This is a genomic window from Arthrobacter sp. NA-172 (assembly GCF_043952055.1).
Classification (GTDB): domain Bacteria; phylum Actinomycetota; class Actinomycetes; order Actinomycetales; family Micrococcaceae; genus Arthrobacter.
Genome location: NZ_JBINOT010000003.1, coordinates 596,990 through 618,451 on the forward strand (window position 1 = coordinate 596,990; position 21,462 = coordinate 618,451).

The window sequence follows — 21,462 nt, forward strand, 5'->3', positions numbered from 1 at the left end:
CTTGAGGGGGGTTGTTCGGTCACTGTCCGGCTACTTTCTTGGACTGTTGGAAAAGCAGGTACGTCATAGGGGCTGACAACAGGATCATCAGGAGGGCGTAAGGCGCAGCGCCCGAGTAATCGATCTCGCTGCTCTTGCTCCAGAACTCGGTGGCCAGGGTGTGCGTGCCATTGGGGGACAGCAGCAGTGTTGCCGTCAGCTCATTGACGATGGCGAGGAAGACCAGCGCGGCCCCGCCGGCTGCGGCGGGAGCGGTCAACCGCAGGGTTACCTTCAAGAAGGACACCAGCGGGGCCTTCCCGAGGGACTGCGCGGCTTCGTCGAGTTCTTTAGGTGCCTGGGACAGTCCGGAGCGGATGTTGACCAAAGCCCGTGGCAGGAACAACAGCACGTAGGCGGCCACCAGGACTCCGGACGTCTGGTAGACACCCGGGACCATTCGGATGCTCACGGTCACGAACGCGAGGCCCACCACGATTCCGGGCAAGGAACTGGTCACGTAGTTGGAGAGTTCCAGCATCTTGCTGAACCAGCTGGGGTGCCGCACGGCCAGATAGGCCATGGGGAAGCCGACGACGATAGTCGCCGCGGCGCCCAGGGAGCCATAAGCGAGGGTCTGGAGTAACGCCGGGAGGAATTCCTCGGCCGACCAGACACCGGCGCCTCCCGCCACCACCCAGCGCAGGACAAACCAAATCGGCAATCCGAAGGCCAGTGCCGTGAGCGCCAGCAAGGCGAGCTGGGAGGGGAACCTGGTAGTGGCCAAGTGGCAGCCTCGTCGGCTTCGACTGGGCGCCGGACCCGATGCGGGCGTAGCGCGCAGTGCCGCGGCTCCTGACTTCCGCGAGGAGCAGGATGAGGCAGAAGAACACCAGGACGCTTGCCAACATGTTGCCGGCGGTGCCGTTGAACGTGGATTGGAACTGGGTCATGATCGCCGTGGTGAACGTGTCGAAACGGATCATCGCGAACGCGCCGTATTCGGCCAGCAGGTGCAATGAAACCAGGAGTGCGCCGCCCGTCATCGCGATCCGCAGCTGTGGCAGGACGACGCGGAAGAAGACCGCCCACGGCCCCAGGCCGAAGGGATGCCGCGGACTGTTCGATCGCTGGGTCAAGGCGTCCCAGCGTGGCCGCAGCGGGAATGTAGACGAGGGGGAAGTAAGACAGGGTGGCAATGAGCACGCCGGACCAGATGCCCTCGAGGGAGGGGACTGCGGATACCCACGCATAGCTGTTGACGAACGCGGGGATGGCCAACGGTGCTGCCAGGCCCACGGCCCACCAGCGGTGCCCGCGAAGTTTGGTGCGTTCCACAAGCCACGCTCCGCCGACTCCCAACACCAGGCACAGAGGCACAGTGAAGACCACAAGCATCACCGTGTTCAGCAGCAGCTCGCCAACGCGCGGCCGGAAGATCAGCCCGGCGGCCGTGTTCCAGCCGGTCGCCGCCGTCATGTAAATGACGTACCCGAGCGGGATGAGCGAAAACAGTGCGATCAGCACTGCCAGGAGGGACAGTGCGGAAACGCCGAAAGGCGGGCGGGGGCGCTTGCCCCTGCCCGCCGTCGTCGTGCTGCCCGACGTCTTTGAACGGACGGGAGCCGATAGATCAGTGGTCACAGAATTACAGCAGTCCTGCCTTGGTCATCAGGTCGGTGACCTTCGTGGAGTTCAATTTGGCCGGGTCCACAGTGGGAGCCTGAAGATCCTTGATGGGAACGAGTTTAGCGTTGGAGTCTACTTTGGACGCGATGGCGTACTCGTAGGAGGTTCCGTTCTTGAGGACTTCCTGGCCCTGCTTGCCGGTGATGAACTTGATGAAGGCCTGCGCAGCCGCTGAGTTCTTGGAAGACTTCAGCACACCGCCGCCAGAGACGGACAGGAAGGCGCCCGGATCCTGGTTCTTGAAGAAGTACGGGGTGACCTTGTTGGAGTTCTCGCCGGTCTTGGCCTGATCGCCGTAGTAGTAGTAGTGGTAGATCAACGCGGCATCGACCTCGCCGGCGTTGACTGCCTTCATGGCGGTGCTGTTGCCCTTGTAGGCCTTGAAGTTGTCCTTCATGCCCTTGAGCCATTCAGTAGTGGCGGCCTCGCCCTTTTGTTCCAGGAGGGCGGCAACGATGGCTTGGAAGTCGGCGCCCGACGGCGACGCTGCCCACCGGCCCTTCCACTCCGGCTTGGCCAGATCCAACATGGACTTCGGCAGCTTGTCGTCGCTGATCTTGTTCTTGTCGTACACCAGGACGGTGGAGCGGGCGGCGATGCCCGTCCACTTGTTGGTGGAAGGACGGTACTCTGCCGGAACCTGGTCCACGGTGGCCTTGTCGATATCGGCGAAGAGGCCGGCGTTCTCAACCTGAGCCATCGCCGGGGAGTTCTCGGTGAGGAAGACGTCGGCCGGGGACGCCGCGCCTTCCTGGATGATCTGGTTGGACAGTTCGGTATCGGAACCCTGGCGAACGGTGACCTTGACGCCGGTTTCCTTGGTGAATGCGTCCACCCATTCCTTGGTGAGGGTGTCGTGCTGGGCGTTGTAGACCGTGATTTCACCTGTCACCTTGGCGCTCGCCGAGGCGTTGTCGGTGGCTGCGGAGGATGCAGTGCCGTTGCCGCAGGCGGCGAGGGTGAGGGCTGCGGTGGCGGCGAGTGCGATGCCGGCCAGCGCATTTGCGCGAATCTTCATGAGGGCTTCTTTCTGCGAGCAAATCTTCGGGAGCCCGGGGGATGAGGGTCAGGCTCACAGATTGAAACTTTAGGTTAGCCATACCTAAATTGCCATCCAGAATGCTCGATCGTGACCGGAATCACATGTATTACGCAAGGTTTGCATGACCTAATGCGAAAGGGGGTCCGGCGCCGCTCAGTGGGCCTCGGATTCTTCTGCGTAGACCCTGCTTGCGTAGTCTTCCAGGGCTTGTGCGCATTGGGCGAGGGCGGCGTCCGCTTCCTTTGAACCAGGTGCGCCGAACGTATCCCGCGTCCGGATTTTGGCGAGCCAATTGACGAGCTTTGTGCAGTCGACCTCGTTTTCTTCGAGTTCGGCGTAGGTGAAGTGGTTGGCCTGGTACTCCTTCTCGATTCCGGCGAGGAAGTCCGTGCAGCGGTCAACGATCTCTTCGTACTCATCGGTGCGGGCCGATTGGTAGAGGTTCAGGATGTGGGAATCGCCGGCCAAGACGGTGGAGGACATGAGGATGGCCGTTCCGGGCATTTCCAGGATCTCGTGGCGCAGTTTCTGGAGCGCCCGCTCCGCTGCGGGCGCCTTCGGCAATGCGGCGATCGAGTTTTGCAGGTAGACCGCGCCCAGCCCTTTGAGCCGCCGCCACACCGCAGCGCGCAGCCTCGTGGGTTCGGAAGGAATGCGGTAGACGAGGATCAGCCATTCGGCTGTGACGCTCGCGTCCGGACTGTCGGGCGAATCGGCAGGGCTCATGATGGGATTTTACCGTAGAATCTGTTATGTATGCAGAGTCACGATCAATAGGTTCATAAGCTAACCGCCGTTACTTTTACGCCTCCGAGAGAGAGCGACACCCGTGAATACCACCGCGTTACTCCTGTCCGTCTTCCGTGGCCTGCCTGGTCGAAGCAGTAGAAGCCGCCACTATCGTTCTGGCGGCAGGTACTGCGCGCGACTGGCGTTCGGCCCTTTCCGGCATGGGCGCCGGGCTGCTGGTCCTGGCCGCCGTTGTCATCGTCTTCGGACCCGCGATCGCTTTGATCCCCCTCGATGTTTTGCGTGTCATGATCGGGGGACTCCTGCTTGTCTTCGGCCTCCAGTGGATGCGCAAGGCCATCCTTCGCGCCAGCGGCCACAAGGCCCTTCACGATGAGGACGCGATTTACCAGCGTGAACTCGCCGCGGCCAGGTCCGCGTCAGGAATTTCGCGCTTCGGAGTGAGCGACTGGTACGCGTTCACGCTCGCCTTCAAGGGCGTCCTGCTTGAAGGGCTGGAGGTCGCCTTCATCGTGGTCACCTTCGGGAACATCCAGGGTCAACTTGGGTTGGCCGCGTGGGCTGCGGTGGCCGCAGTCGTTCTGGTGGCCGTTGCGGCGATCATCGTGCGCGGCCCGCTCTCCCGGGTACCTGAAAACACCATGAAATTCATCGTCGGCATCATGCTGACAAGCTTCGGAATCTTCTGGGGAGCCGAAGGTGCCGGGGCGGTTTGGCCGGTGGCGGACCTTTCCCTGCTGATCATCATCCCGGCTTTGGCCGTGGTTGCCTTAGCCATCGTGGTGATACTCCGCCGGCGTCCTTCCAAATCCGCGGCAGCTCCCGCTCTCGCTACTGTGCCCGCGCCAAGCATGTCCTCCCCGGGATTCGCTGGTGGCATCCGGGCTGAAGGATCCCTCGCAGCAGGGGACTCCGGAAGCGCGCCCGCGGCGCAAGCCGTGGCGACGACCCCCGGCGCGACCCCCGGCGTGGCCCCCGGTGCGACCCCACACGACCTGCCGCGCAGGACCTCGGTGGCGACCTCCCTCAAGCAGTTCGGCCTTTTCTGGTACGACTTCATTATTGGAGACGACTGGAGGGTAGCCCTTGCTATTGCCGCGTCCTTCGCAGTCACCGCTTTGCTGAGCACTGCAGGTGTTGGCGGCATCTGGTGGATCGTTCCGGTCGTTGCCGTACTCACGCTTCCCCTGGCACTTTCCCGACTGGTCCGGAGGTCCTGACCGCGGATCCCGCCCCGGCGTGCCTCGGGGTCGGCGCCGCCGTTCCTAACGGGGGCGGGCCTCCGGCCGACAGTAGGAAGTGAATCGCCATCCAGCGTCTTCCTACCTAAAGCAGAAACGGCCCATGATCGTTGTCACCCGCCTGAACGGCACCCGCTTTGCCGTGAATCCGGACATTATTGAACGGATCCACGAAAGTCCGGACACCCATTTGGTGACCCTCGACGGCGCTACTTACGTGGTGCGGGAAACCCTTGTCGAGGTGGTGGAACTGATTGCGAACTACCGGTCCTACATCCTTCGGCGGGCACAGGATCTCCCCACCGTGACGGGTTATCCCTTCAGCCTGGTCCGCACCCCGGAACCGGACGGAAAGTAAATCCATGGATCCCTCAACAATCATTGGCCTGCTCTTGGCCTTCGGCTCAGTGGTTGCCATGGTGACCCTCGAGGGCGCCAACCTCTCTGCGCTCCTCATTCCCGCGCCCATGGTCTTGGTCTTCGGTGCCACCCTTGCGGTGGGCCTGGCCGGAAACACCTTCCGCGACACCATCCGTGCGTTCAAGGACCTGCCCAAGGCTTTCAAGGGAAAAACGGACAAGCCACAAGACAGCATCGACCAGCTGATCGGTTTTGCTGAGAAGGCCCGCAGCGAAGGCCTCCTTTCCCTCGAAGAGGCAGCTGCCCAGGAGACGGATCCGTTCCTTGCGCGAGCCCTGCAGAACATAGCCGACGGTACGGATACCGAAGAGCTGCGTATCCTCATGGAAGACGAGATCGACACCAAGATGCGCAGCGACCACGTCGCCGCAAAATTTTTCGCGAGCCTGGGTGGCTACGCACCCACCATCGGCATTATCGGCACGGTGGTTTCACTGACCCACGTGCTTGAAAACCTCTCCTCGCCAGACCATCTGGGTCCCATGATCGCCTCGGCGTTCGTGGCCACCTTGTGGGGTTTGCTGTCTGCGAACTTCATCTGGCTGCCGTTCAGCTCGCGCCTCAAGCGCCTGTCCGAGCTGGAAATTGAACGCATGACCCTCCTCATGGAAGGCATGCTCGCGGTTCAGAACGGAACCCAGCCGCTGCTGCTGGCCGAACGGCTCCGCGCCATGGTTCCCGCAGACCGTCTCGGCAAGAACAAATCCGCGAAGAAGAGCAACGACGACGACGGCCGCCCCGGCAAGTTCGCTTCGTCCAAGGCAGCATGAGGTCCCGACGCCGTCGCGGTTCAGCTCCGGCGGAGGAACACGTCGACGAACGCTGGATGGCCTCCTATATGGACATGGTCACCGTGCTGATGTGCATGTTCATCGTGTTGTTCGCCATGTCCACCGTGGACCAGACCAAATTCGACAAACTGCGCAACTCCCTGGCCACCGGCTTCGGCACGGTGGTGAGCCAGAAAGTCGACACGGCCACAGGCACGGTGGTTCCGCCGGAGTACGCCAAATCCGATGCACAGGGATTCTCCTCGATGGACCTCGCCCTCAAGGAAGTCGATCGGCTCAACGCCTTGCGCGATGAGATGAAGTCGAAGCTCGACGCCGCAGGGCTGGGCGCCAATGTGCAGTTCCAGATCAACGAACGCGGCCTCACGGTGAAACTCGTGGGCTCGCAGACTTTTTTTGAACCCGACAGGCCGGAGCTCACGGCCCGCGCCAGCCAGGTCCTGGGGACGATTTCTCCCGCCTTGGCCAGCGTCGGACTCGAAATCATGGTGGAAGGCCATGCCGCCAACGGGGTCACCTCCTACCCTTCCACCTGGGAGCTCTCCTCTGCGCGTTCCGTGAATGTCCTCAGGTACTTCGTTGACCGTGGAGGCATTCCTGCGGGCCACATTGGTGCTGTCGCATTCGGCTCGGCCCGGCAGGTCAACGACGATTCCACGGAAGCGCTGATGGAACTCAACCGCAGGGTGGACGTCGTCGTTCTTTCAGACAAACCCGAAGTGGTCCGCGCCCTGATCCCGGAGGCACTCAAGGCGAGGGCGGGGCAGTAGGCCCGCAATTGGCTAGGCCCCAGGCGGCCGGATTCCGTGGAAATGGCCGGCGCGCCGGGGTACGCTCAGGTCATGACCCCGGAAGATATCGCCAGGCTCACTTATTTGCGCCGCGCGCGTGATCTGATCGACCGCGAGTACGCAAAGCCCCTGGACGTACCAACCATGGCGAACCATGCTTTCATGTCGCCGGCGCACTTCTCGCGGCAGTTCCGGGCCGTCTACGGCGAGACCCCCTACAACTACCTCATGACGCGCCGGATCGAGCGGGCGATGGCGCTCCTCCGCGGCGGAATGAGCGTCACCGATGCGTGCATGGAAGTCGGTTGTACGTCTCTTGGGTCCTTCAGCTCGCGATTCACCGAGCTGGTGGGATTGACACCCAGCACGTACCGCGCACGGGAACACTTGGCCGTAGCCGCTATGCCTGCCTGCGTGGCTAAGATCCGCACCCGTCCCAGCCGAAAAGGACAGCCAGCCCCCGAAAAACCCGGCCAAAACGAACCGAGCAGGATTCGAGAAGCGCTGGTCGTAGCGGCGGACTAACGTCATTTCCATGACTATTTCACTGCAGTACTCACACATCACTGTCAACGACGTCGACGAAGCCCTCGGTTTCTATCAAGGGGCTCTCGGCCTTGAGGTACTCAACGACGTGGCCCAAGGCAAGTTCCGTTGGGTCACCCTCGGCAGCACGGCCCAGCCCGGTGTGGAGATCGTGCTTTCGGAACCCCACGCCGGCCGTTCCAAGGCCGACGGCGATTCCCTCCAGGAGTTGCTCACCAAGGGCGCCCTGGGACCCATCGTGTTCCGCTCCGACGATCTCGACACGCTTTTTGAGAAAGTCAGGGCTTCCGGCGCGGAGGTCATGCAGGAGCCCATCGACCAGCCGTGGGGTCCCCGCGACTGCGCGTTCCGCGATCCGTCCGGCAACATGGTCAGGATCAACCAGGGCACCGGCCGCCTAAGCAATCCTGGTGACGCGCAAACGGTTCTGCGCTACGCGTATTCCCTGGCGCCACTGGAATTCCATGTGCGTCAGGGAGCATCCGCGTCGCCACCTAAAATCCGCGTCGCCAGGGATCAACCGCGTCCCCACCTAGAATCCGAGTCGCCTTACGCCCACGCTTTCCTTGCCGATAGTGGCAACCGTGAGTGAACAGGAAGATCAATCGGCGTCACGGCAGCGCACCGTGGACGTCTACGACTTCCGTAGGCCTACCACCTTGCCTCGCCAGCACAGCCGGGTCCTGGAAGTGGCCTTCGAGACTTTTGCCCGGCAATGGGGAACCCAGCTCACCGCCAAGGTCCGCGTGAAATCCACCGCGACCTTGGAACAGCTCATCATGCAGAGCTATGACGAATACGCCGCGTCCCTTCCTTCGGTCACCTCCATGGTGTTGTGCCGCATCGAGGGCAGCGAATCGCGGCTGGTCATGCAATTTCCCGCCACGGCCGCCCTCTCCTGGGTCACCCGCATGTTGGGCGGAGGCACCGAGATGGCCGTCCCGGACCGAAAATTCACCCAGATCGAACAGGCACTCATCAGCCGCATGGTGGAAGACGGGCTGGAGGACCTGAGCTATTCATTGGGCGCCCTTCTGACCACTCCGGCGCGCATGGATGTCATCCAGTACAACTCCCAGTTTGCCCAGGCCGCGGCTCCTGCCGAGCTTATGATCGTGGCCTCCTTCACTGTGAAGGTGGGCGACAGTGTGGCCGCAGCGAGCCTCGCGATTCCCGCCGACGTCCTCCTTTCCGGGCTCGGCGACGTGAATCCCACAGTCCACAGCGGTGACGCCGAGGCCCTTGTCCGTGCCCAGGTCACCCAGGTCCCGGTTGACGTGGCCATCCAGCTGAGCCCCACTCCGGTGACGCCCGCGCAGAGTCCTGGGCCTCGCCGTCGGGGATGTCATTGCGCTGCCGCATCTGGAGAACCGGCCGTTCAACGTCACCATCAACGGCACCCGGCTTGCAACTGCCGCGCCTGCCCGCAACGGCTCACGTGCAGCCGCAGTCATCGTCAAAATCGAGGAGAACCAGCGATGAGCATCACCCTGACCCTGCACGAGTCCGCGGCCGAGCGCCTGGCAGTGCAGTTGCCGACTCCTGCCGCGCTGCATGTTTCCGGTATTGTCCCGCCCCAGGCAGCCGCGCCGTATGCGCCTCTCGCCGTCACGGCCACTTTTGTGGGGGCAGTGACAGCGGACTTCGCGCTCGTCCTCACAGACCGTTCATTCCTGGCCGCCGCGGGTGGCGGGCTAAGCGGTAGCGGTGTGGTGTCCGCCGTCGACGTGCTGCGTCCGGCGATGGAACAGGCAGCTTCAACGTTCGACGCCGGAGTGCTGGGGGAGTTGCGCGAAGAAGACGCCACGGCCCTGCTGTCCGACCCCGAAACGGCCGTTTTTGAATTGCGCCAGTCTCCGGCGGGCGACGGCGGGCAATCATTTGGCTGGTTGGCCGTCCGCGTGCGCGAACACGGAACCGTGCAGGACGCCGCTGCCGCACGGAACGCCCAGTCCGGTGCGGTTTCGTCACGCCTCGGACTGATCAGCAACGTCGAAATGGCCCTGACCGTGGAGATCGGCCGTACCCGCATGTCCGTGCGCGACGCCCTCGCCCTGGAACCGGGCAAAGTGATCGAGCTGGACCGCTCGGCCGGTGCCCCCGCGGACGTCCTGCTCAACGGGCGCTTGATCGCCCACGGTGAAGTTGTTGTGGTGGACCAGGACTACGCAGTGCGCATCACCCGTATCCTCGACGTCGCCGAGGGAATCTACTAGATGGATTCGATCATCCTCGGGCTGCGTGTGCTCGTCGCCCTGGGTGCGGTGCTGGGGCTCATTTGGTTCCTGCAGCGCCGCGTGCTCAAAGGCAGAGGCAAAGGCAAAGGCCGACGCCGGGCCAACACCACCCTGGCGGTAGTCAGCCGGCAGACTGTCGGCCAAAAGGCTTCGGTGGTGGTGGTCGACGCCGGAGACAAGCGGTTCCTTTTGGGCGTCACCGAACATGCCATCAACGTCCTGCACAGCGGTGACGTTCCGCTCGAGCTGCCGGAAACCACGACGGCGGAGGCCCGGATCCCGGCCGAACCCCAAGACGTGCGGACGGAAAGTTTCGCGGACATTTTCCGCGAGGCCGGCAACGGACCGGCTCCGGAGTTCACGAGTGCAGGGCCCCAAGCTACTGAACTCAGGCGCCGCAGCGAGGTCCATCGCCGCGGCGAGCTGGACAAGCAGGCGCAGCCCCTGCACGGCTCCATCCTTGCCGGTTCAACGTGGCGGCAGGCCGCCGAGGCCATCAGGGGACGTCGGAATTGATCCTGAATTCTGGGGCTGTCGATGCCCCGCGTCCGGGCCGCATGTGGTTTGCCGTGTTCGGCGTGCTGCTGCTGACGGCCCTTTTCTTGTGGCTGGGCATGTCCTCCGGGCATGCGGCACCGATCGCCCCCACGCTACCCACTGCCCCCGCGGTCCCGAGCGCACCGGCGTCGCCGTCGAGCGGCAACGTCAGCATCGACATCAACGGACTGGACGGCAAGCCTTCCACCGCCGTTGTGACCCTGATCGGGATCACGCTGCTTTCCGTGGCCCCGGCACTCCTGCTCATGATGACCTCGTTCACCAAGATCTTCGTGGTGCTGGCCATGACCCGGAATGCCTTGTCCCTGCCGTCCGTCCCGCCCAACCAGGTGCTGGCCGGGCTGGCATTGTTCCTCTCGCTGTTTGTCATGTGGCCCGTGATATCCGAGATCAACACCGTGGGCATCCAGCCCTACCTGAACGGTACGCTGGACTTCAACGGCGCTGTCTCGGCCGGATCCGCACCACTTCAGCACTTCATGGTGGCTCACACCCGCCAAGAGGACATTGCCCTCATGACCCGCGCGGCCAAGATGGACAATCCCGCCAACCCGCAATCGGTTCCGCTGCAGACGCTGATCCCGGCGTTCATGATCTCTGAGCTCCGGGCCGCCTTCATCATCGGCTTCGTGATCTTCATTCCGTTCCTCGTGATCGACATCGTGGTCTCGGCCGCGCTGATGTCCATGGGCATGATGATGCTCCCGCCGGTGATGATTTCCTTGCCTTTCAAGATCCTCCTGTTCATCCTGGTGGACGGTTGGGGATTGGTGATCACTGCACTGATCCAGAGTTATTCGAGCGGCTGATGAATACCAACGCAGTCCTGGACATCTGCCTCCAGGCCCTCATCATCGCCGCGAAGCTTGCGGCCCCGGCTTTGATTACCGCCCTGGTGGTGGGCCTCGCTATCTCCCTGCTGCAGTCCATCACCCAGCTGCAGGAGGCCACGCTCTCCTTCGTGCCCAAAGCTGTAGCGGTGGCGGTGGCCCTGGTGGTGTGCGGACACTGGATGATCACGGAGATGGTCTCCTTCACCAACGAGCTCTTTGCCCGGATTCCCGGGCTCATCGGCGGAGCGTGACGTGCAGCTCCCCATCACCCAGTCCTGGCTGGAGGTCCTGTTGCTGGCCTCCATCCGGATGACGGCCTTCCTACTGGTGGCTCCTCCCTTCTCGCACAACTCCATCCCGGCCCGCATCAAGGCGATGCTGGGCTTGGGCCTCGGCTTGGCCGTCACCCAGCGGCTCTCCGTGGGGTACGCCCCGAAGGATACGGCGGGATTCATCACGGCCGTGGTCGCTGGAGCTCGTGACGGGACTGGCGTTGGGCTTCCTTGTTTTGCTGGTCTTTTCAGCCATCCAGTCTGCGGGCAGCCTGATGGACCTCTTCAGCGGCTTCCAGATGGCCCAGGCCTTCGATCCCCAGATGATGGTCAACGGAGCCCAATTCACCCGCTTGATGCAAATGGCCGCCCTCGCCCTGCTTTTCGCCTCGGACGGCTACCAATTGGTGATCGCCGGCCTGACCGGCAGTTTCACGGCGTTGCCGCTGGCCGGGGGATTGGGCAACTGGCCAAGCCGGTTGACGCGATGGTCTCGGCGGTCACTGGAATGTTCCTTTCCGCCGTGCAGATCGCCGGACCGTTGCTGGTAGTGCTGATGCTCGCCGATATCGGGTTGGGGCTCCTCACCCGTGTGGCGCCCGCCCTCAATGCTTTCGCAATGGGCTTCCCGCTCAAGGTCTTCATCACCTTGGCGCTGGCAGGATTCCTCTTTTTGGCCCTGCCACGGCTCGTGGCCATGCTCGCTGAACAAGCGGCAAACACCTTGATGGGGGTGGGCTGATGTCGGATTCACAGGAAAAAACCGAGAAAGCCACCGACAAACGGATGCGGGAAGTCCGTTCCAAAGGACAACTTTCCCGCTCGCAGGACCTTACCGCGTGGCTCGCCGTCGGTTCCGCGGCCGCGATGATCCCTGCCACCATCGAGCGGGCTTCGAATGCCGCCGCGGACCAGTTGTTCAGCGTCCGCAGCGTGATTGCCCACCCTGAGCCCGCCAAGGCCATTGCGGCCCTTGAATCCGGGTTCGGTTCCTTGGCCGGGGTTTTGGGTCCCCTGTTCATCGTGGTCATGGTGGTGGTCCTGGCGGGCTCAGCGCTGCAGGGCGGCATTCATTTCAAGAAGTTCCGGGCCGAATTTGAACACTTCAACCTGCTCAGCGGACTCAAGCGGATCTTCGGCGCGCAGGCACTGTGGGGTGGCGTCAAAGCGCTCCTGAAGACCGCCGTCGTCGGGCTCGTCCTGTATGCGGTGGTACAGGGCCTCATCCCGGTGCTGCTCACCGCCGGGGGCCTGCCGGTGTCCGGCATCATTTCCGCCGCATCCGGCGGTATCAGCGCATTGATCCAGTTCGCCGTGCTGGCGGGTGTGGCCCTGGCCGGCGCGGACATCTTCGTGGTCATGCGCCGCAACCGCAAGAAGACGCGGATGTCCAAGAAGGAAATCCAGGACGAAAACAAGAACAGCGAAGGCGATCCGCTCATCAGGTCCCAGCGCCGCTCCCGCCAGTTGAGCATGAGCCGGAACCGCATGATCGGCGCCATCGCGGACGCCGACGTCGTGATCGTTAACCCGACGCACGTAGCCGTCGCGCTCAAGTACGACGCCGGCAAAGCGGCACCGCGCGTTGTGGCCAAAGGGGCGGGGGTCATCGCTGCCCGTATCAGGCAAGAGGCAGAGGCGAAATCGGTTCCGATGGTCCAGGACATCCCGTTGGCAAGGGCGCTTCACTCGGCCTGTGAGCTGGGACAGGAAATTCCGGTGGAGCTTTACCGGGCCGTGGCAGGAGTCCTGGCGTTCGTGATGTCGCTCAAGGCCAGGGGAGCGGTACGCGGAATGCACCATATGCCCGGTGTCGCATCAGCCTTCGCCGGAACCGGCGGAGCCGCAGGAGCCAGCGGAGCCACAGCAGGAGCCCCCGCGTGAAACGCAGCAGTTCCCAAGCCAAAGCCAAGCCACAATCTTCCCCGAACAGGACACAGCAATGAACAACAGATTCGCCAGGCTCACCGTGCCGGTGGGAATCGTGGGCATTGTGCTGCTGCTGGTGGTTCCTGTTCCAGCGCCCTTGCTGGACTTCCTGATCGTCTGCAATATCTTGTTGGCACTGCTGATCCTGCTCACCAGCATGTTCGTCAAGAAGCCGCTGGACTTCTCGGTGTTCCCGTCCTTGCTGCTCGTGGCCACGCTGTTCCGTCTTGGGCTCAACGTCGCCTCCACCCGGCTGGTTCTGGGGCAGGGCTTCGCCGGACAAGTGATCGACGCCTTCGGCAAAGTCACCGTGGGCGGATCCATGATCATCGGCGCCGTCGTGTTCCTGATCCTGGTGGTCATCCAGTTCGTGGTGGTCACCAAGGGTGCCGAACGCGTGGCGGAGGTGGGCGCCCGATTCACCCTGGATGCCATGCCCGGTAAGCAAATGGCCATCGACGCCGACCTCAATGCCGGCCTCATCACCGATGCCCAGGCGCGCAAGCGCCGAGCCGACGTGTCCGCCGAAGCCGACTTCTACGGTGCCATGGACGGTGCCTCGAAGTTCGTCAAGGGCGATGCCATTGCCGGCATCATCATTATCATCATCAACTTCGTGGGCGGCATTGCCATCGGCGTGCTGCAGCGTGGCATGAATGTTGGCGACGCCCTGAACTCCTTTGGCCTGCTGACGATGGGCGACGGGCTCGTGACCCAGATCCCGGCGCTCCTCATGGCCGTGTCAACAGGCATGATCGTCACCCGGTCCAATGCCGAGGAAGACATGGGCCGCACGGCTTCCTCGCAGCTCATGCAATCGCCCAACGCGATGCTCATCGCGGGAGTCGCCGCGGTAGCCATGGCCCTCATCCCCGGCATGCCCATCCTGCCGTTCCTGCTGGTAGGTGCCTTCCTGCTGTTCGCTTCCAGGCGACTGGCGACGCAGCAGAAGAAGCAGCTCGAGGTTGACGACGCCGAGGAAGCAGCCACCCAGAGGTCCGAAGAAGATCCCAACGAGCGGCTCATGCAGGACATGCGCGTCCATCCCGTGGAGATCCTATTGGCTCCGGACCTGGTGGACATGGTCTCCGGCGCCTCGGACGATCTCCTGGCCCGGGTGCGCTCCCTGCGCCACAAGATCGCCATGGAGCTGGGGATCGTCATCCCGCCGGTCCGCACGCGCGACAACATGGAGCTGCCGCCTGCCAGCTATGCCATCCGCATTGCCGGGGTGGAAGCCGGACGTGGCACGGCGCCATCGGGCAAGTTGCTGGCGCTGGGCGACTTCCTGGACGCCTTGCCCGGCACCTCCACTGTGGAACCGGTCTTCGGGCTGGCCGGAAAATGGATCCCCACTGAAATGCGGCACAGTGCAGAAATGACCGGGGCAACTGTGATTGACCGGGTGTCCGTGCTCGTGACGCACCTGTCCTCGATCGTCTCGGCCAATGCCGCGCGGCTCCTCACCCGCGAAGACGTCCGGGTCTTGACGGAAGGCGTGCGGAAGCAGAGCCCTGCCGCCGTCGAAGAACTCATTCCGGGCCTAATGTCCCTTGCCGAGGTCCAGCGGGTCCTGCAGGGACTGCTCGAGGAACAAGTTCCCATCAACGATCTCCCGCGCATTTACGAGGCACTGGCCCTTCGCGCCAAGGTTTCCACAGAGCCCGAGGCGCTGATCGAAACCGCCAGGCAGTCCCTCGGGCCGGCGCTCGCTGCCAAGTTCCTGGACGGCACGGTCCTCAACGTGATCATGATCGATCCGCTCCTGGAACAGTCCATGCTCGAGGACATGCGCCCCGGCGAAGGTGGCACGCAGATCGTCATGAGCCAGGCGCGCCTGGACGCCGTCCTGACGTCCGTCAAGGCGTCCGTGGAATCAGCGGCCGCTGCGGGAAGGCAAGCCGTGTTGGTCTGCGCCCCGGCGTTGCGGCCGGCCGTCCGGCGGCTCGTGGCGGCTCCCGACGGCGGTGTTCCCGTGTTGTCCTACCGTGAAGTGACATCAGTCAACCTTCAGATCGAAACCGTGGGGGTGGTCCGCCATGCCGAAGCAATCCAGTCCTAGATACCGCCTGAAAGGCGCATCCCTGGATGCCATCCGGGAGAAAGCCGAGCAACTGTACGGCCCGGGGGCGCGGATCGTCGCAGCCGAGAAGGTCACCAATCCCGGGATCGTCGGGCTCTTCGCTGCCAACCGCTACGAAGCGACTATCGAGGTTCCGCCGGGAGATCCGGTGGTTGTTGCGGGTGCAATGGTGAATGATGGCGAGGAGGGCCCGACGGCGGAGGCACGGCTTGGCGTGGCGGCACACGCGTTGCAGGGGCCCGCCATTGCCGCTCTGCTGGAGCAAGCGGACGCGGCTGAGTTGGACCTTCACCGTCCGTCCGCAGCGGTATCCTCCGCATCCGTATCCACTGCCGCCGTATCCACTGCCTCGCCGGACTTCGCGGGATTGTTGGATCAGCTCGGCAAAGAATTTCAGGCGCGTTCCGCCGAACCGCCAACGCAAGCGACGCTCGCCGCCCTGCCGGCCGCCGCCGTCGTCGAGCACGCCGTTTCCACTGTGCTGCCTGTCCCTGCCCTGCCACCGGTTCCACTCTGCGGCAGTGGAAACCTCATCGTCCTTTTGGGCCTCGGTGACGACGCCTTGGGAGCCGCACTGGAAATGTCCATCGCGGAGGGCGGCGCCGACGTCCGGACAGCCGGAGCGTTGACCGCTTTCGGGCACCTCCATGTGACGGGGCGTCAGGGTGCGACTGCGGCCCGCGCCCAGGCGGTGCTCACCGGCCAAACCGTCACTGGTGGCGTATGGCCTGGGGAAGTCGGGCGAGGCCGTGACGCATGCCGCACGCATCGCCAGCCTCGCGGCAGACCAACTGTGGCTGGTTGCCGACGCGGGGCGGAAAGCGGAAGACACCAAGGCCTGGGTGCTGGCACTCTCCGCCGGCCTGGCCGCCGGGCGGGCTTCGCTCGACGCGCTCGCGGTCTTCGGTGCGGCGGAAACCGGGAGCCCGGAAACCGTCAACGGCCTTGGCCTCCCGGTCGGCTGGGTGGACGGCAAGGCAGCCCGCGTTGCGGTGCTCGGAAAGGTAGATTGAGAGCATGCTGGTACTGACACGCAAGCCGGGCGAACAGATCATGATCGGTGATGACATTGTCATCACCGTCATGGAGGGCCGCGGCGACGGTGTGCGGATCGGAATCCAGGCGCCCCGCGGCGTATCCATCCAGCGCCGCGAAGTGGTTGAGGCGATCGCTGCTGCCAACCTCGCGGCAGCCCAGGCAGGGCCCGAGGCCGAGGAACTCCTCGCGGGGCTGCGTCCGCCCGCCCCGAAACCGGCCAAGGACCAGACCAAGGACTGAGCCAGGGATTAGCCAGGTTTCAGGAATTCCTCGAGGAGCGGCAGGGAACAATCCTTCGTCACAGCCAACGCGCGCTGAATATTGGCAGTCACCGCTAACAGCATGACGTCAGCCGCGGCATCCGGATCAGCTGCGGCATCCGGATCAGCCGTGGTGCCGGGCGCGCGGGATCCCAGCTGGAGGGCCTCGACGTTGGCTGCAGCGGTAGCCCCGACCTGGTTCAGCAGGAGCACCATGGCGTGATGGTGTTCCTGAAGCAGTTCCGGCCAGATTCCCGGCGGCGCGACGGATGCGATGGTCGGCAAAGTCGCGTTCGCAGGGGCGCCCCATTGGATGGCCACGGCCGAAGATTCAATGTTCCGGGCGAGGGTGTCGAACCGCAGGTTTTCCAGGACGTTCTCTACGTCAGAGGCTGTGAAGTTCAGCCACCGCCAGTTGCCGGCCCGGACGTGGAACAGCTGTGATTCCAGCCGGAACAACAACAGTTCCAATCGTTTCCGCTCACGCCACAGCGTCGCCGATAACTCATCTGCCCCCACGGTTCCCCATTCCCCGGTTTTGGCCTGCAGAACGTGGTTCCGAGGACCGTTTAGCATCTTTTTCATGAGCGTACACGCGTTGTTATTAATCAGATGATATGTTCGCTGAATAGATGTCTGTTCCGAGTATTCTTTGATCCGCTGCACCGTCTCAGCAGCTGGCTCCGGGATCGCTGGAATCAGGCTTTTGCAACTCAATAATCCGGTCTCATGGGGGGACTACTCTTGAATCGCGAAGAACGCAACGAGTTGGTGCTGCAGCATCTGCCGCTCGTTGGCTACTTGGTGTCCGAGCTCTGCGCCAGAGCTTCTCATTTGTCGCGCGACGATTTCGCGTCGGTTGGGTCCGTGGCGCTGATAACGTCCGCCGATTCTTTCGATCCGAACCTCGGAGTCCCCTTCGGCGCTTTTGCGCGCCGTAGGATCGTCGGAGCCTTTGCAGATGAGATGCGGTCCAGTGACTGGGCTACACGTTCTGCACGCAAACGCATCAAGGAAACCATGTCTGTCCAGGAAACCCTGTCGGGTGTCCTTGGCCGTACCCCGACAGTGGCCGAAACGGCTTCAGCCTTGGGCGTCGAACGCAGCGTGGTTGAAGCAGCCCTCGCCGACGCAGCCAGGACTCTTTCCCCGCTGGACGACGTGGTGGTAGACACCGTTGCCGCGGACACTATTTCCCCTGAGCATTCAGTCCTGGCCGATGAGCGCCTCAAGTATCTTCGTGCCGCCGTCGAGGCCCTGCCGGAAAAGATGCGCTACGTGGTCGAAGAGATTTACTTCGCCGGAAGAACCGTCAAGGAACTCGCCGAGGAACTCGGTTCCACCCACGCTGCGGTGTCTCAACAGCGCGCCGAGGGCATCCGGCTCATGCGGGATGGCCTTTCGGCGCACTATGCTGACGACCCCGAGCAAAGCTATGAGCCCCAATCACGGATTACCGCCCGACGCCGGCACGACTACCTCTCGACGCTCGCCACCGCTACTTTGGGCGGAATTACCCGTGGTTTCAGTTCCCCCGAGGTGGCATTCAACCGCGCCATCTAGTTTGACCGAGAGATATCAGACGGTGACTCAGCACCCCTGATGAAATTCAACCCCTTGACTTTCACATGCTTAAGCGAATACTTAAGCATGTGCTTAACAATCAAGGCGCCGCGGATCTCGATTCCGTCTTCCACGCCCTTGCCGACCCCACGCGAAGGGCCATCGTGGCCCGGTTGTGCGAAGGGCCAGCGTCGGTCTCGGAATTGGCGAAGCCCTTCGCCATGAGCCTTCCGGCGATTGTCCAGCACCTCCAGGGCCTGGAACAAAGCGGACTGGTGCGCAGCGAGAAAATCGGGCGGGTCCGCAGCTGCAGCATCATCCCCGAAACGGTTCGGGAGGCGGAGGCCTGGCTTGGCTTGCGCCGGACCTCGGCCGAGCGCCGGCTGGACCGTCTGGAAAGTTTTCTCAACCAAACCACCCAATAAACCAAGACCACCAGCCAATCAATCAAGGAGTAGCCATGAGCACCCCCATCACTCACGCAAGCTTTACCCTCGAACGCAAACTCGACGCCCCGGTGTCGCGCGTCTGGTCAGCATTTTCGGATTATGGCAACAAGAAGAAGTGGTTTGTCGGCCCGGAAGAGTGGACGCAGGGTGAATCGAGCCTCGACTTCCGCGAAGGTGGATCCGAGACGGACACCGGTGGCCCCGAAGGCGGCTTCGTGTCGAGCATGAAGTCGGTCTACCACGACATCGTCGAGAACCAGCGGATCGTCTACAGCTACGAGATGTATCTCAACGGCGAGAGGATGTCAGTTTCGCTGTCCACCATCGAAATGGAGTCCGACGGCGACGGAACCCGCCTTACCTTGACCGAACAAGGTGCCTACTTCACCTCGGAAGACCATGTGGAGGGCCGCAAGGAGGGCGCCGAGGGACTCCTCGATGCCCTCAAGGCCTTCGTGGAAGGCAACTGACGGCCCTACTTTGCGGTCGGCACGCGGCGGAGCACGACGGCGGCAAGGACTGCCGCTCCGGCCATCAGTACCAGCCCGATCGCCGCGGTGATGTGGACGCCCGATTCAAAGGCTGCACGCGCCGCGGCGGTCAGGGCCCCGGCCAAAGGCTGCGGCAGCGTCGCGGCGGTGTCCATGGCTCCGGCAAGCGTCTCCCGCGAGCGATCGGCCGCATGGCCTGCCAGTTCAACCGGAAGCACCAAGTGCTGCTGGTAGGACGCGGTCAGGATGGAACCAAGCACGGCCGTACCCAGTAATGAACCGAGCTCGTAGCCGGTCTCGGAAATCGCCGAGGCTGCGCCCGCCTTGTCGGCAGGGACTGCGCCCAGGATGAGATCGTTCGAGATGGTCTCAGCCGAACCAACTCCCACGGCCAGAAGCAAGAGTGCCGTCAAGAGATAGCCGGGCCCTTGGCCGTGGTTTCCGACTGCTGCCACGAGATATCCCGCCGCGCTCAGGGTCAGGCCGAACGCCACCACCAGTCCCGGACGGATCCGCTTGACCAAGGGAACCACCACGAGGCCTGCCACGATGGTGGCGAGCAGTGCCGGAACCATGGTAATTCCAGCCTCCATGGGGGACCGTCCCTCCACAAGCTGCAGATGCTGCGCGAAGAAGTAGATGAACCCTGTCATGGAGAACAGGGACAGGATGTTGGCCGTAATGGCCGTGCTGAACACCTTGTTGCCAAAAAGCCGCACGTCCAACATGGGGGACGTCAATGCCCGCTGTCTGCGGACAAAGACGATTCCCATGGCCAGGCCGAACGCCACGAAAGCTGCGGGGCCCGGACCGAAGCCGTGAACTGCGATCTCCTTGATGCCATAGACAACCGGCGCCATGGTCAGGATGGACAGCACAATGCTGGGGACGTCCGGCTTGCCTGGGTTGCGATCCTTGGACTCGGGAATGAGAAACGGGCCGAAAGCGATCAGGGGCAACAGCAGGGGGACGGCCACCAGGAAGACGGCTCCCCACCAGAAGTGCTCCACGAGCCAGCCACCGAAGATCGGCCCCAAAGCGGCGCCGCCGGAGAACCCGGCTGCCCACACGGCGATGGCAAGCCGGCGGCGGTTCGGATCCGGGAAGATGTTGCGGATCAGGGACAGCGTGGACGGCATCAGCATGGCGCCGAAGATGCCCAGCCCGGCGCGTCCCGCGATGAGCCATTCGGCCGACGGCGCAAAGGCTGTGGCTGCGGAAACGGCGGCGAAGCCGGTGCCGCCGATCAACAGCAAACGACGCCGGCCGATCCTGTCGCCCAGATTGCCCATGGATACCAGCAAGGCGGCCAGCACCAACGCATAGGCATCCACGATCCACAGCAGCTGCACGCCCCCCACGTCCAGCGTCCGCGCGATTTCCGGCAGGGCAAATGTCAGCGCGGTATTGTCCACAGCCACCAGCAGTACGGGGAACATCAAGAGTGCCAGGGCAGTCCAATCGCGCCACTGGGCGGATTGGGTCGAAGGGGTGCGGGGGTGCTGGGTTGTGGATGGGCTGAACATGAAGATAACTATACCGTCTGGACGGTATAGTTTCAATCTCACCTATCTAACTGTTGTATCGAACTAAGGGATGATGGACACCATGCCGCGAAAACCTATTGCCCGGGACGCTGTCCTGGATGCCTTTGAAGCCCTGTTGATCGAGGTGGGGGAGCGTGCCGCTACGCTCGACGCCGTCGCCAAACGTGCGGGCGTTTCCAAGGGCGGCTTGCTCTACCATTTCCCCAACAAGGAAGCCATGATCAGTTCCTTGCTGGAACGCATGGACGCTTTGGCCAAGCTGGACATCGAGGCGATGAAAGCGGCCCCCGAGGGTGCCTCCGCTTTCTTCATCAAGTCCTCCCTCTGGGCCGATACCCCGATGGACCGCGTGTTTGTGGCCGCTACGCGGCTCGCGGAAGTAGCCCATGAAGAAACCCGCAGGCGCTTCGCCGGAATCCAGCAACAATGGCTGGATGTCCTTGCCGATGAAGTAGGGCCGGAGATGGCGAAGGCTGTCCGTTATATGGGCGATGGGCTGTACTTCAACGCCATGCTTGAAGGCGGAGCCGGCGATACAGAAGGTAACGCAAGCGAAAGGAATGCCGACGTCGTCGCGCTGCTCGCCGCCGTCGAACGCCTCCGTGACTGAGCGCGGTGACTTTATTTGCGGACGCGGGCAGTCCGTAGGACAATTGACACTTGTGGCAGCCGTCACCGGCAACCACGATCTGATTCACATAACTGAATACGCCTTTGACCTGCGGCGGGAGAGTCCTGCAAGCAAGTGATGCAGGCGCCGTAGGAGCAAACCCTCCCCAGGAATCTCTCAGGCCCATGTACCGCCGCGGCAAGGCAACTCTGGAAAGCAGCAAGCTGTTTACCGGTGTCCTGGACACCCGAACATGCTGTGCTCACCGACGGTGCAAGCGAAGCAGTGCCACAAGCACGTTTCGCGGAAACTCTCAGGTCCAATACAGAGCGGGGAGGAACCC

Annotated in this window: 23 protein-coding genes, 4 pseudogenes and 1 riboswitch; of the genes and pseudogenes, 21 read left to right on the plus strand and 6 right to left on the minus strand. The window is 63.1% G+C overall.

From position 1 onward, the window contains the following. Positions 1-19: 19 nt before the first annotated feature. From ACF0H6_RS16835 to ACF0H6_RS16845, 3 genes and pseudogenes are all read right to left on the minus strand, one after another. Positions 20-1,623 (minus strand): annotated as a pseudogene (locus ACF0H6_RS16835) (ABC transporter permease). A gap of 4 nt (positions 1,624-1,627) precedes the next feature. Beyond that, a complete protein-coding gene (locus ACF0H6_RS16840; protein ID WP_395250670.1) occupies positions 1,628-2,686 on the minus strand; it encodes an iron ABC transporter substrate-binding protein in 1,059 nt (352 codons plus the stop codon). A gap of 177 nt (positions 2,687-2,863) precedes the next feature. Continuing rightward, on the minus strand, positions 2,864-3,436 hold the full coding sequence (locus ACF0H6_RS16845) for a Chromate resistance protein ChrB (RefSeq protein WP_395250671.1): 573 nt from the start codon (positions 3,434-3,436) through the stop codon (positions 2,864-2,866). 137 nt (positions 3,437-3,573) lie between these two features. Between ACF0H6_RS16845 and ACF0H6_RS16850 the strand changes: the two genes are divergently transcribed. The 15 genes and pseudogenes from ACF0H6_RS16850 (at position 3,574) to ACF0H6_RS16920 (ending at position 15,140) form a co-directional block, all read left to right on the plus strand. Then, on the plus strand, positions 3,574-4,680 hold the full coding sequence (locus ACF0H6_RS16850) for a COG4280 domain-containing protein (protein WP_395250672.1): 1,107 nt from the start codon (positions 3,574-3,576) through the stop codon (positions 4,678-4,680). 124 nt (positions 4,681-4,804) lie between these two features. After that, a complete protein-coding gene (locus ACF0H6_RS16855) occupies positions 4,805-5,059 on the plus strand; it encodes a flagellar FlbD family protein (RefSeq protein ID WP_395250673.1) in 255 nt (84 codons plus the stop codon). Positions 5,060-5,063: 4 nt separating this feature from the next. Then, the gene (locus ACF0H6_RS16860) at positions 5,064-5,891 is read left to right on the plus strand and encodes a motility protein A (RefSeq protein WP_395250674.1); all 828 of its coding nucleotides are present in this window, start codon (positions 5,064-5,066) and stop codon (positions 5,889-5,891) included. Then, a complete protein-coding gene (locus ACF0H6_RS16865) occupies positions 5,888-6,682 on the plus strand; it encodes a flagellar motor protein MotB (protein WP_395250675.1) in 795 nt (264 codons plus the stop codon). The genes ACF0H6_RS16860 and ACF0H6_RS16865 overlap by 4 nt, the downstream gene beginning before the upstream one ends. 72 nt (positions 6,683-6,754) lie before the next feature. Further along, a complete protein-coding gene (locus ACF0H6_RS16870) occupies positions 6,755-7,228 on the plus strand; it encodes a helix-turn-helix transcriptional regulator (RefSeq protein WP_395250676.1) in 474 nt (157 codons plus the stop codon). A 10-nt stretch (positions 7,229-7,238) separates the two neighbouring features. Further along, positions 7,239-7,637, plus strand: a pseudogene (locus ACF0H6_RS16875) (VOC family protein); the annotation flags it as partial. Positions 7,638-7,938: 301 nt separating this feature from the next. After that, positions 7,939-8,367 (plus strand): annotated as a pseudogene (locus tag ACF0H6_RS16880) (hypothetical protein); the annotation flags it as partial. Between the two features lie 244 nt (positions 8,368-8,611). After that, positions 8,612-8,731, plus strand: coding sequence for a hypothetical protein (locus ACF0H6_RS16885; RefSeq protein ID WP_395251346.1), 120 nt, complete (start codon positions 8,612-8,614; stop codon positions 8,729-8,731). A gap of 260 nt (positions 8,732-8,991) precedes the next feature. Continuing rightward, positions 8,992-9,465 (plus strand): flagellar motor switch protein FliN, encoded by a 474-nt coding sequence (gene fliN, locus ACF0H6_RS16890; RefSeq protein WP_395251347.1) that lies wholly within the window; start codon positions 8,992-8,994, stop codon positions 9,463-9,465. Next, positions 9,466-10,002 (plus strand): flagellar biosynthetic protein FliO, encoded by a 537-nt coding sequence (fliO, locus tag ACF0H6_RS16895; protein WP_395250677.1) that lies wholly within the window; start codon positions 9,466-9,468, stop codon positions 10,000-10,002. A gap of 41 nt (positions 10,003-10,043) precedes the next feature. Beyond that, positions 10,044-10,853, plus strand: coding sequence for a flagellar type III secretion system pore protein FliP (gene fliP, locus ACF0H6_RS16900; protein ID WP_395251348.1), 810 nt, complete (start codon positions 10,044-10,046; stop codon positions 10,851-10,853). Continuing rightward, positions 10,853-11,128, plus strand: coding sequence for a flagellar biosynthesis protein FliQ (gene fliQ, locus ACF0H6_RS16905; protein WP_395250678.1), 276 nt, complete (start codon positions 10,853-10,855; stop codon positions 11,126-11,128). Before fliP ends, fliQ begins: the two co-directional genes overlap by 1 nt. A gap of 1 nt (position 11,129) precedes the next feature. After that, positions 11,130-11,891 (plus strand): annotated as a pseudogene (locus tag ACF0H6_RS16910) (flagellar biosynthetic protein FliR). Beyond that, positions 11,891-13,033 (plus strand): flagellar biosynthesis protein FlhB, encoded by a 1,143-nt coding sequence (locus tag ACF0H6_RS16915; RefSeq protein WP_395250679.1) that lies wholly within the window; start codon positions 11,891-11,893, stop codon positions 13,031-13,033. The pseudogene ACF0H6_RS16910 and the gene ACF0H6_RS16915 overlap by 1 nt, the downstream one beginning before the upstream one ends. 58 nt (positions 13,034-13,091) lie before the next feature. Further along, positions 13,092-15,140, plus strand: a complete 2,049-nt coding sequence (locus ACF0H6_RS16920; RefSeq protein WP_395250680.1) for a flagellar biosynthesis protein FlhA — start codon at positions 13,092-13,094, stop codon at positions 15,138-15,140. On the opposite strand, the gene ACF0H6_RS16925 is transcribed toward ACF0H6_RS16920, so the two are convergent. Continuing rightward, positions 15,082-15,810 (minus strand): hypothetical protein, encoded by a 729-nt coding sequence (locus ACF0H6_RS16925; protein ID WP_395250681.1) that lies wholly within the window; start codon positions 15,808-15,810, stop codon positions 15,082-15,084. The two genes, ACF0H6_RS16920 and ACF0H6_RS16925, sit on opposite strands and share 59 nt — an antisense overlap. A gap of 67 nt (positions 15,811-15,877) precedes the next feature. Between ACF0H6_RS16925 and ACF0H6_RS16930 the strand changes: the two genes are divergently transcribed. Beyond that, positions 15,878-16,174: a hypothetical protein gene (locus ACF0H6_RS16930; RefSeq protein ID WP_395250682.1), complete on the plus strand. Its 297-nt coding sequence runs from the start codon at positions 15,878-15,880 to the stop codon at positions 16,172-16,174. Between the two features lie 4 nt (positions 16,175-16,178). After that, positions 16,179-16,439, plus strand: a complete 261-nt coding sequence (csrA, locus tag ACF0H6_RS16935) for a carbon storage regulator CsrA (protein WP_395250683.1) — start codon at positions 16,179-16,181, stop codon at positions 16,437-16,439. An 8-nt stretch (positions 16,440-16,447) separates the two neighbouring features. On the opposite strand, the gene ACF0H6_RS16940 is transcribed toward csrA, so the two are convergent. Further along, positions 16,448-17,044 (minus strand): hypothetical protein, encoded by a 597-nt coding sequence (locus ACF0H6_RS16940; protein ID WP_395250684.1) that lies wholly within the window; start codon positions 17,042-17,044, stop codon positions 16,448-16,450. A 144-nt stretch (positions 17,045-17,188) separates the two neighbouring features. Here ACF0H6_RS16940 and ACF0H6_RS16945 point away from each other — a divergent pair, with 144 nt between their 5' ends. From ACF0H6_RS16945 to ACF0H6_RS16955, 3 genes are all read left to right on the plus strand, one after another. Continuing rightward, entirely contained in the window at positions 17,189-18,022 is an 834-nt protein-coding gene (locus tag ACF0H6_RS16945) for a sigma-70 family RNA polymerase sigma factor (RefSeq protein WP_395250685.1), read from the plus strand. Positions 18,023-18,111: 89 nt separating this feature from the next. Next, a complete protein-coding gene (locus ACF0H6_RS16950; RefSeq protein ID WP_395250686.1) occupies positions 18,112-18,447 on the plus strand; it encodes an ArsR/SmtB family transcription factor in 336 nt (111 codons plus the stop codon). A gap of 35 nt (positions 18,448-18,482) precedes the next feature. After that, the gene (locus tag ACF0H6_RS16955) at positions 18,483-18,941 is read left to right on the plus strand and encodes an SRPBCC family protein (protein WP_395250687.1); all 459 of its coding nucleotides are present in this window, start codon (positions 18,483-18,485) and stop codon (positions 18,939-18,941) included. Between the two features lie 5 nt (positions 18,942-18,946). Here ACF0H6_RS16955 and ACF0H6_RS16960 read toward each other — a convergent pair whose 3' ends face one another. After that, the gene (locus ACF0H6_RS16960) at positions 18,947-20,488 is read right to left on the minus strand and encodes an MFS transporter (RefSeq protein ID WP_395250688.1); all 1,542 of its coding nucleotides are present in this window, start codon (positions 20,486-20,488) and stop codon (positions 18,947-18,949) included. Between the two features lie 82 nt (positions 20,489-20,570). Here ACF0H6_RS16960 and ACF0H6_RS16965 point away from each other — a divergent pair, with 82 nt between their 5' ends. After that, a complete protein-coding gene (locus ACF0H6_RS16965) occupies positions 20,571-21,119 on the plus strand; it encodes a TetR/AcrR family transcriptional regulator (protein WP_395250689.1) in 549 nt (182 codons plus the stop codon). 105 nt (positions 21,120-21,224) lie between these two features. After that, a riboswitch (glycine riboswitch) is annotated at positions 21,225-21,322 on the plus strand. Positions 21,323-21,462: the final 140 nt, after the last annotated feature.

Bases quoted from the DNA above. Each gene is read 5' to 3' on its own strand.
- ACF0H6_RS16840 (WP_395250670.1), bottom strand. From the start codon at position 2,686: ATGAAGATTCGCGCAAATGCGCTGGCCGGCATCGCACTCGCCGCCACC.
- ACF0H6_RS16845 (WP_395250671.1), bottom strand. From the start codon at position 3,436: ATGAGCCCTGCCGATTCGCCCGACAGTCCGGACGCGAGCGTCACAGCC.
- ACF0H6_RS16855 (WP_395250673.1), top strand. From the start codon at position 4,805: ATGATCGTTGTCACCCGCCTGAACGGCACCCGCTTTGCCGTGAATCCG.
- ACF0H6_RS16860 (WP_395250674.1), top strand. From the start codon at position 5,064: ATGGATCCCTCAACAATCATTGGCCTGCTCTTGGCCTTCGGCTCAGTG.
- ACF0H6_RS16865 (WP_395250675.1), top strand. From the start codon at position 5,888: ATGAGGTCCCGACGCCGTCGCGGTTCAGCTCCGGCGGAGGAACACGTC.
- ACF0H6_RS16870 (WP_395250676.1), top strand. From the start codon at position 6,755: ATGACCCCGGAAGATATCGCCAGGCTCACTTATTTGCGCCGCGCGCGT.
- fliN (WP_395251347.1), top strand. From the start codon at position 8,992: ATGGAACAGGCAGCTTCAACGTTCGACGCCGGAGTGCTGGGGGAGTTG.
- fliO (WP_395250677.1), top strand. From the start codon at position 9,466: ATGGATTCGATCATCCTCGGGCTGCGTGTGCTCGTCGCCCTGGGTGCG.
- fliP (WP_395251348.1), top strand. From the start codon at position 10,044: ATGTGGTTTGCCGTGTTCGGCGTGCTGCTGCTGACGGCCCTTTTCTTG.
- fliQ (WP_395250678.1), top strand. From the start codon at position 10,853: ATGAATACCAACGCAGTCCTGGACATCTGCCTCCAGGCCCTCATCATC.
- ACF0H6_RS16915 (WP_395250679.1), top strand. From the start codon at position 11,891: ATGTCGGATTCACAGGAAAAAACCGAGAAAGCCACCGACAAACGGATG.
- ACF0H6_RS16920 (WP_395250680.1), top strand. From the start codon at position 13,092: ATGAACAACAGATTCGCCAGGCTCACCGTGCCGGTGGGAATCGTGGGC.
- ACF0H6_RS16925 (WP_395250681.1), bottom strand. From the start codon at position 15,810: ATGGAGGTGCCCGAAAGCGGTCAACGCTCCGGCTGTCCGGACGTCGGC.
- csrA (WP_395250683.1), top strand. From the start codon at position 16,179: ATGCTGGTACTGACACGCAAGCCGGGCGAACAGATCATGATCGGTGAT.
- ACF0H6_RS16940 (WP_395250684.1), bottom strand. From the start codon at position 17,044: ATGAAAAAGATGCTAAACGGTCCTCGGAACCACGTTCTGCAGGCCAAA.
- ACF0H6_RS16945 (WP_395250685.1), top strand. From the start codon at position 17,189: ATGGGGGGACTACTCTTGAATCGCGAAGAACGCAACGAGTTGGTGCTG.
- ACF0H6_RS16955 (WP_395250687.1), top strand. From the start codon at position 18,483: ATGAGCACCCCCATCACTCACGCAAGCTTTACCCTCGAACGCAAACTC.
- ACF0H6_RS16960 (WP_395250688.1), bottom strand. From the start codon at position 20,488: ATGTTCAGCCCATCCACAACCCAGCACCCCCGCACCCCTTCGACCCAA.
- ACF0H6_RS16965 (WP_395250689.1), top strand. From the start codon at position 20,571: ATGCCGCGAAAACCTATTGCCCGGGACGCTGTCCTGGATGCCTTTGAA.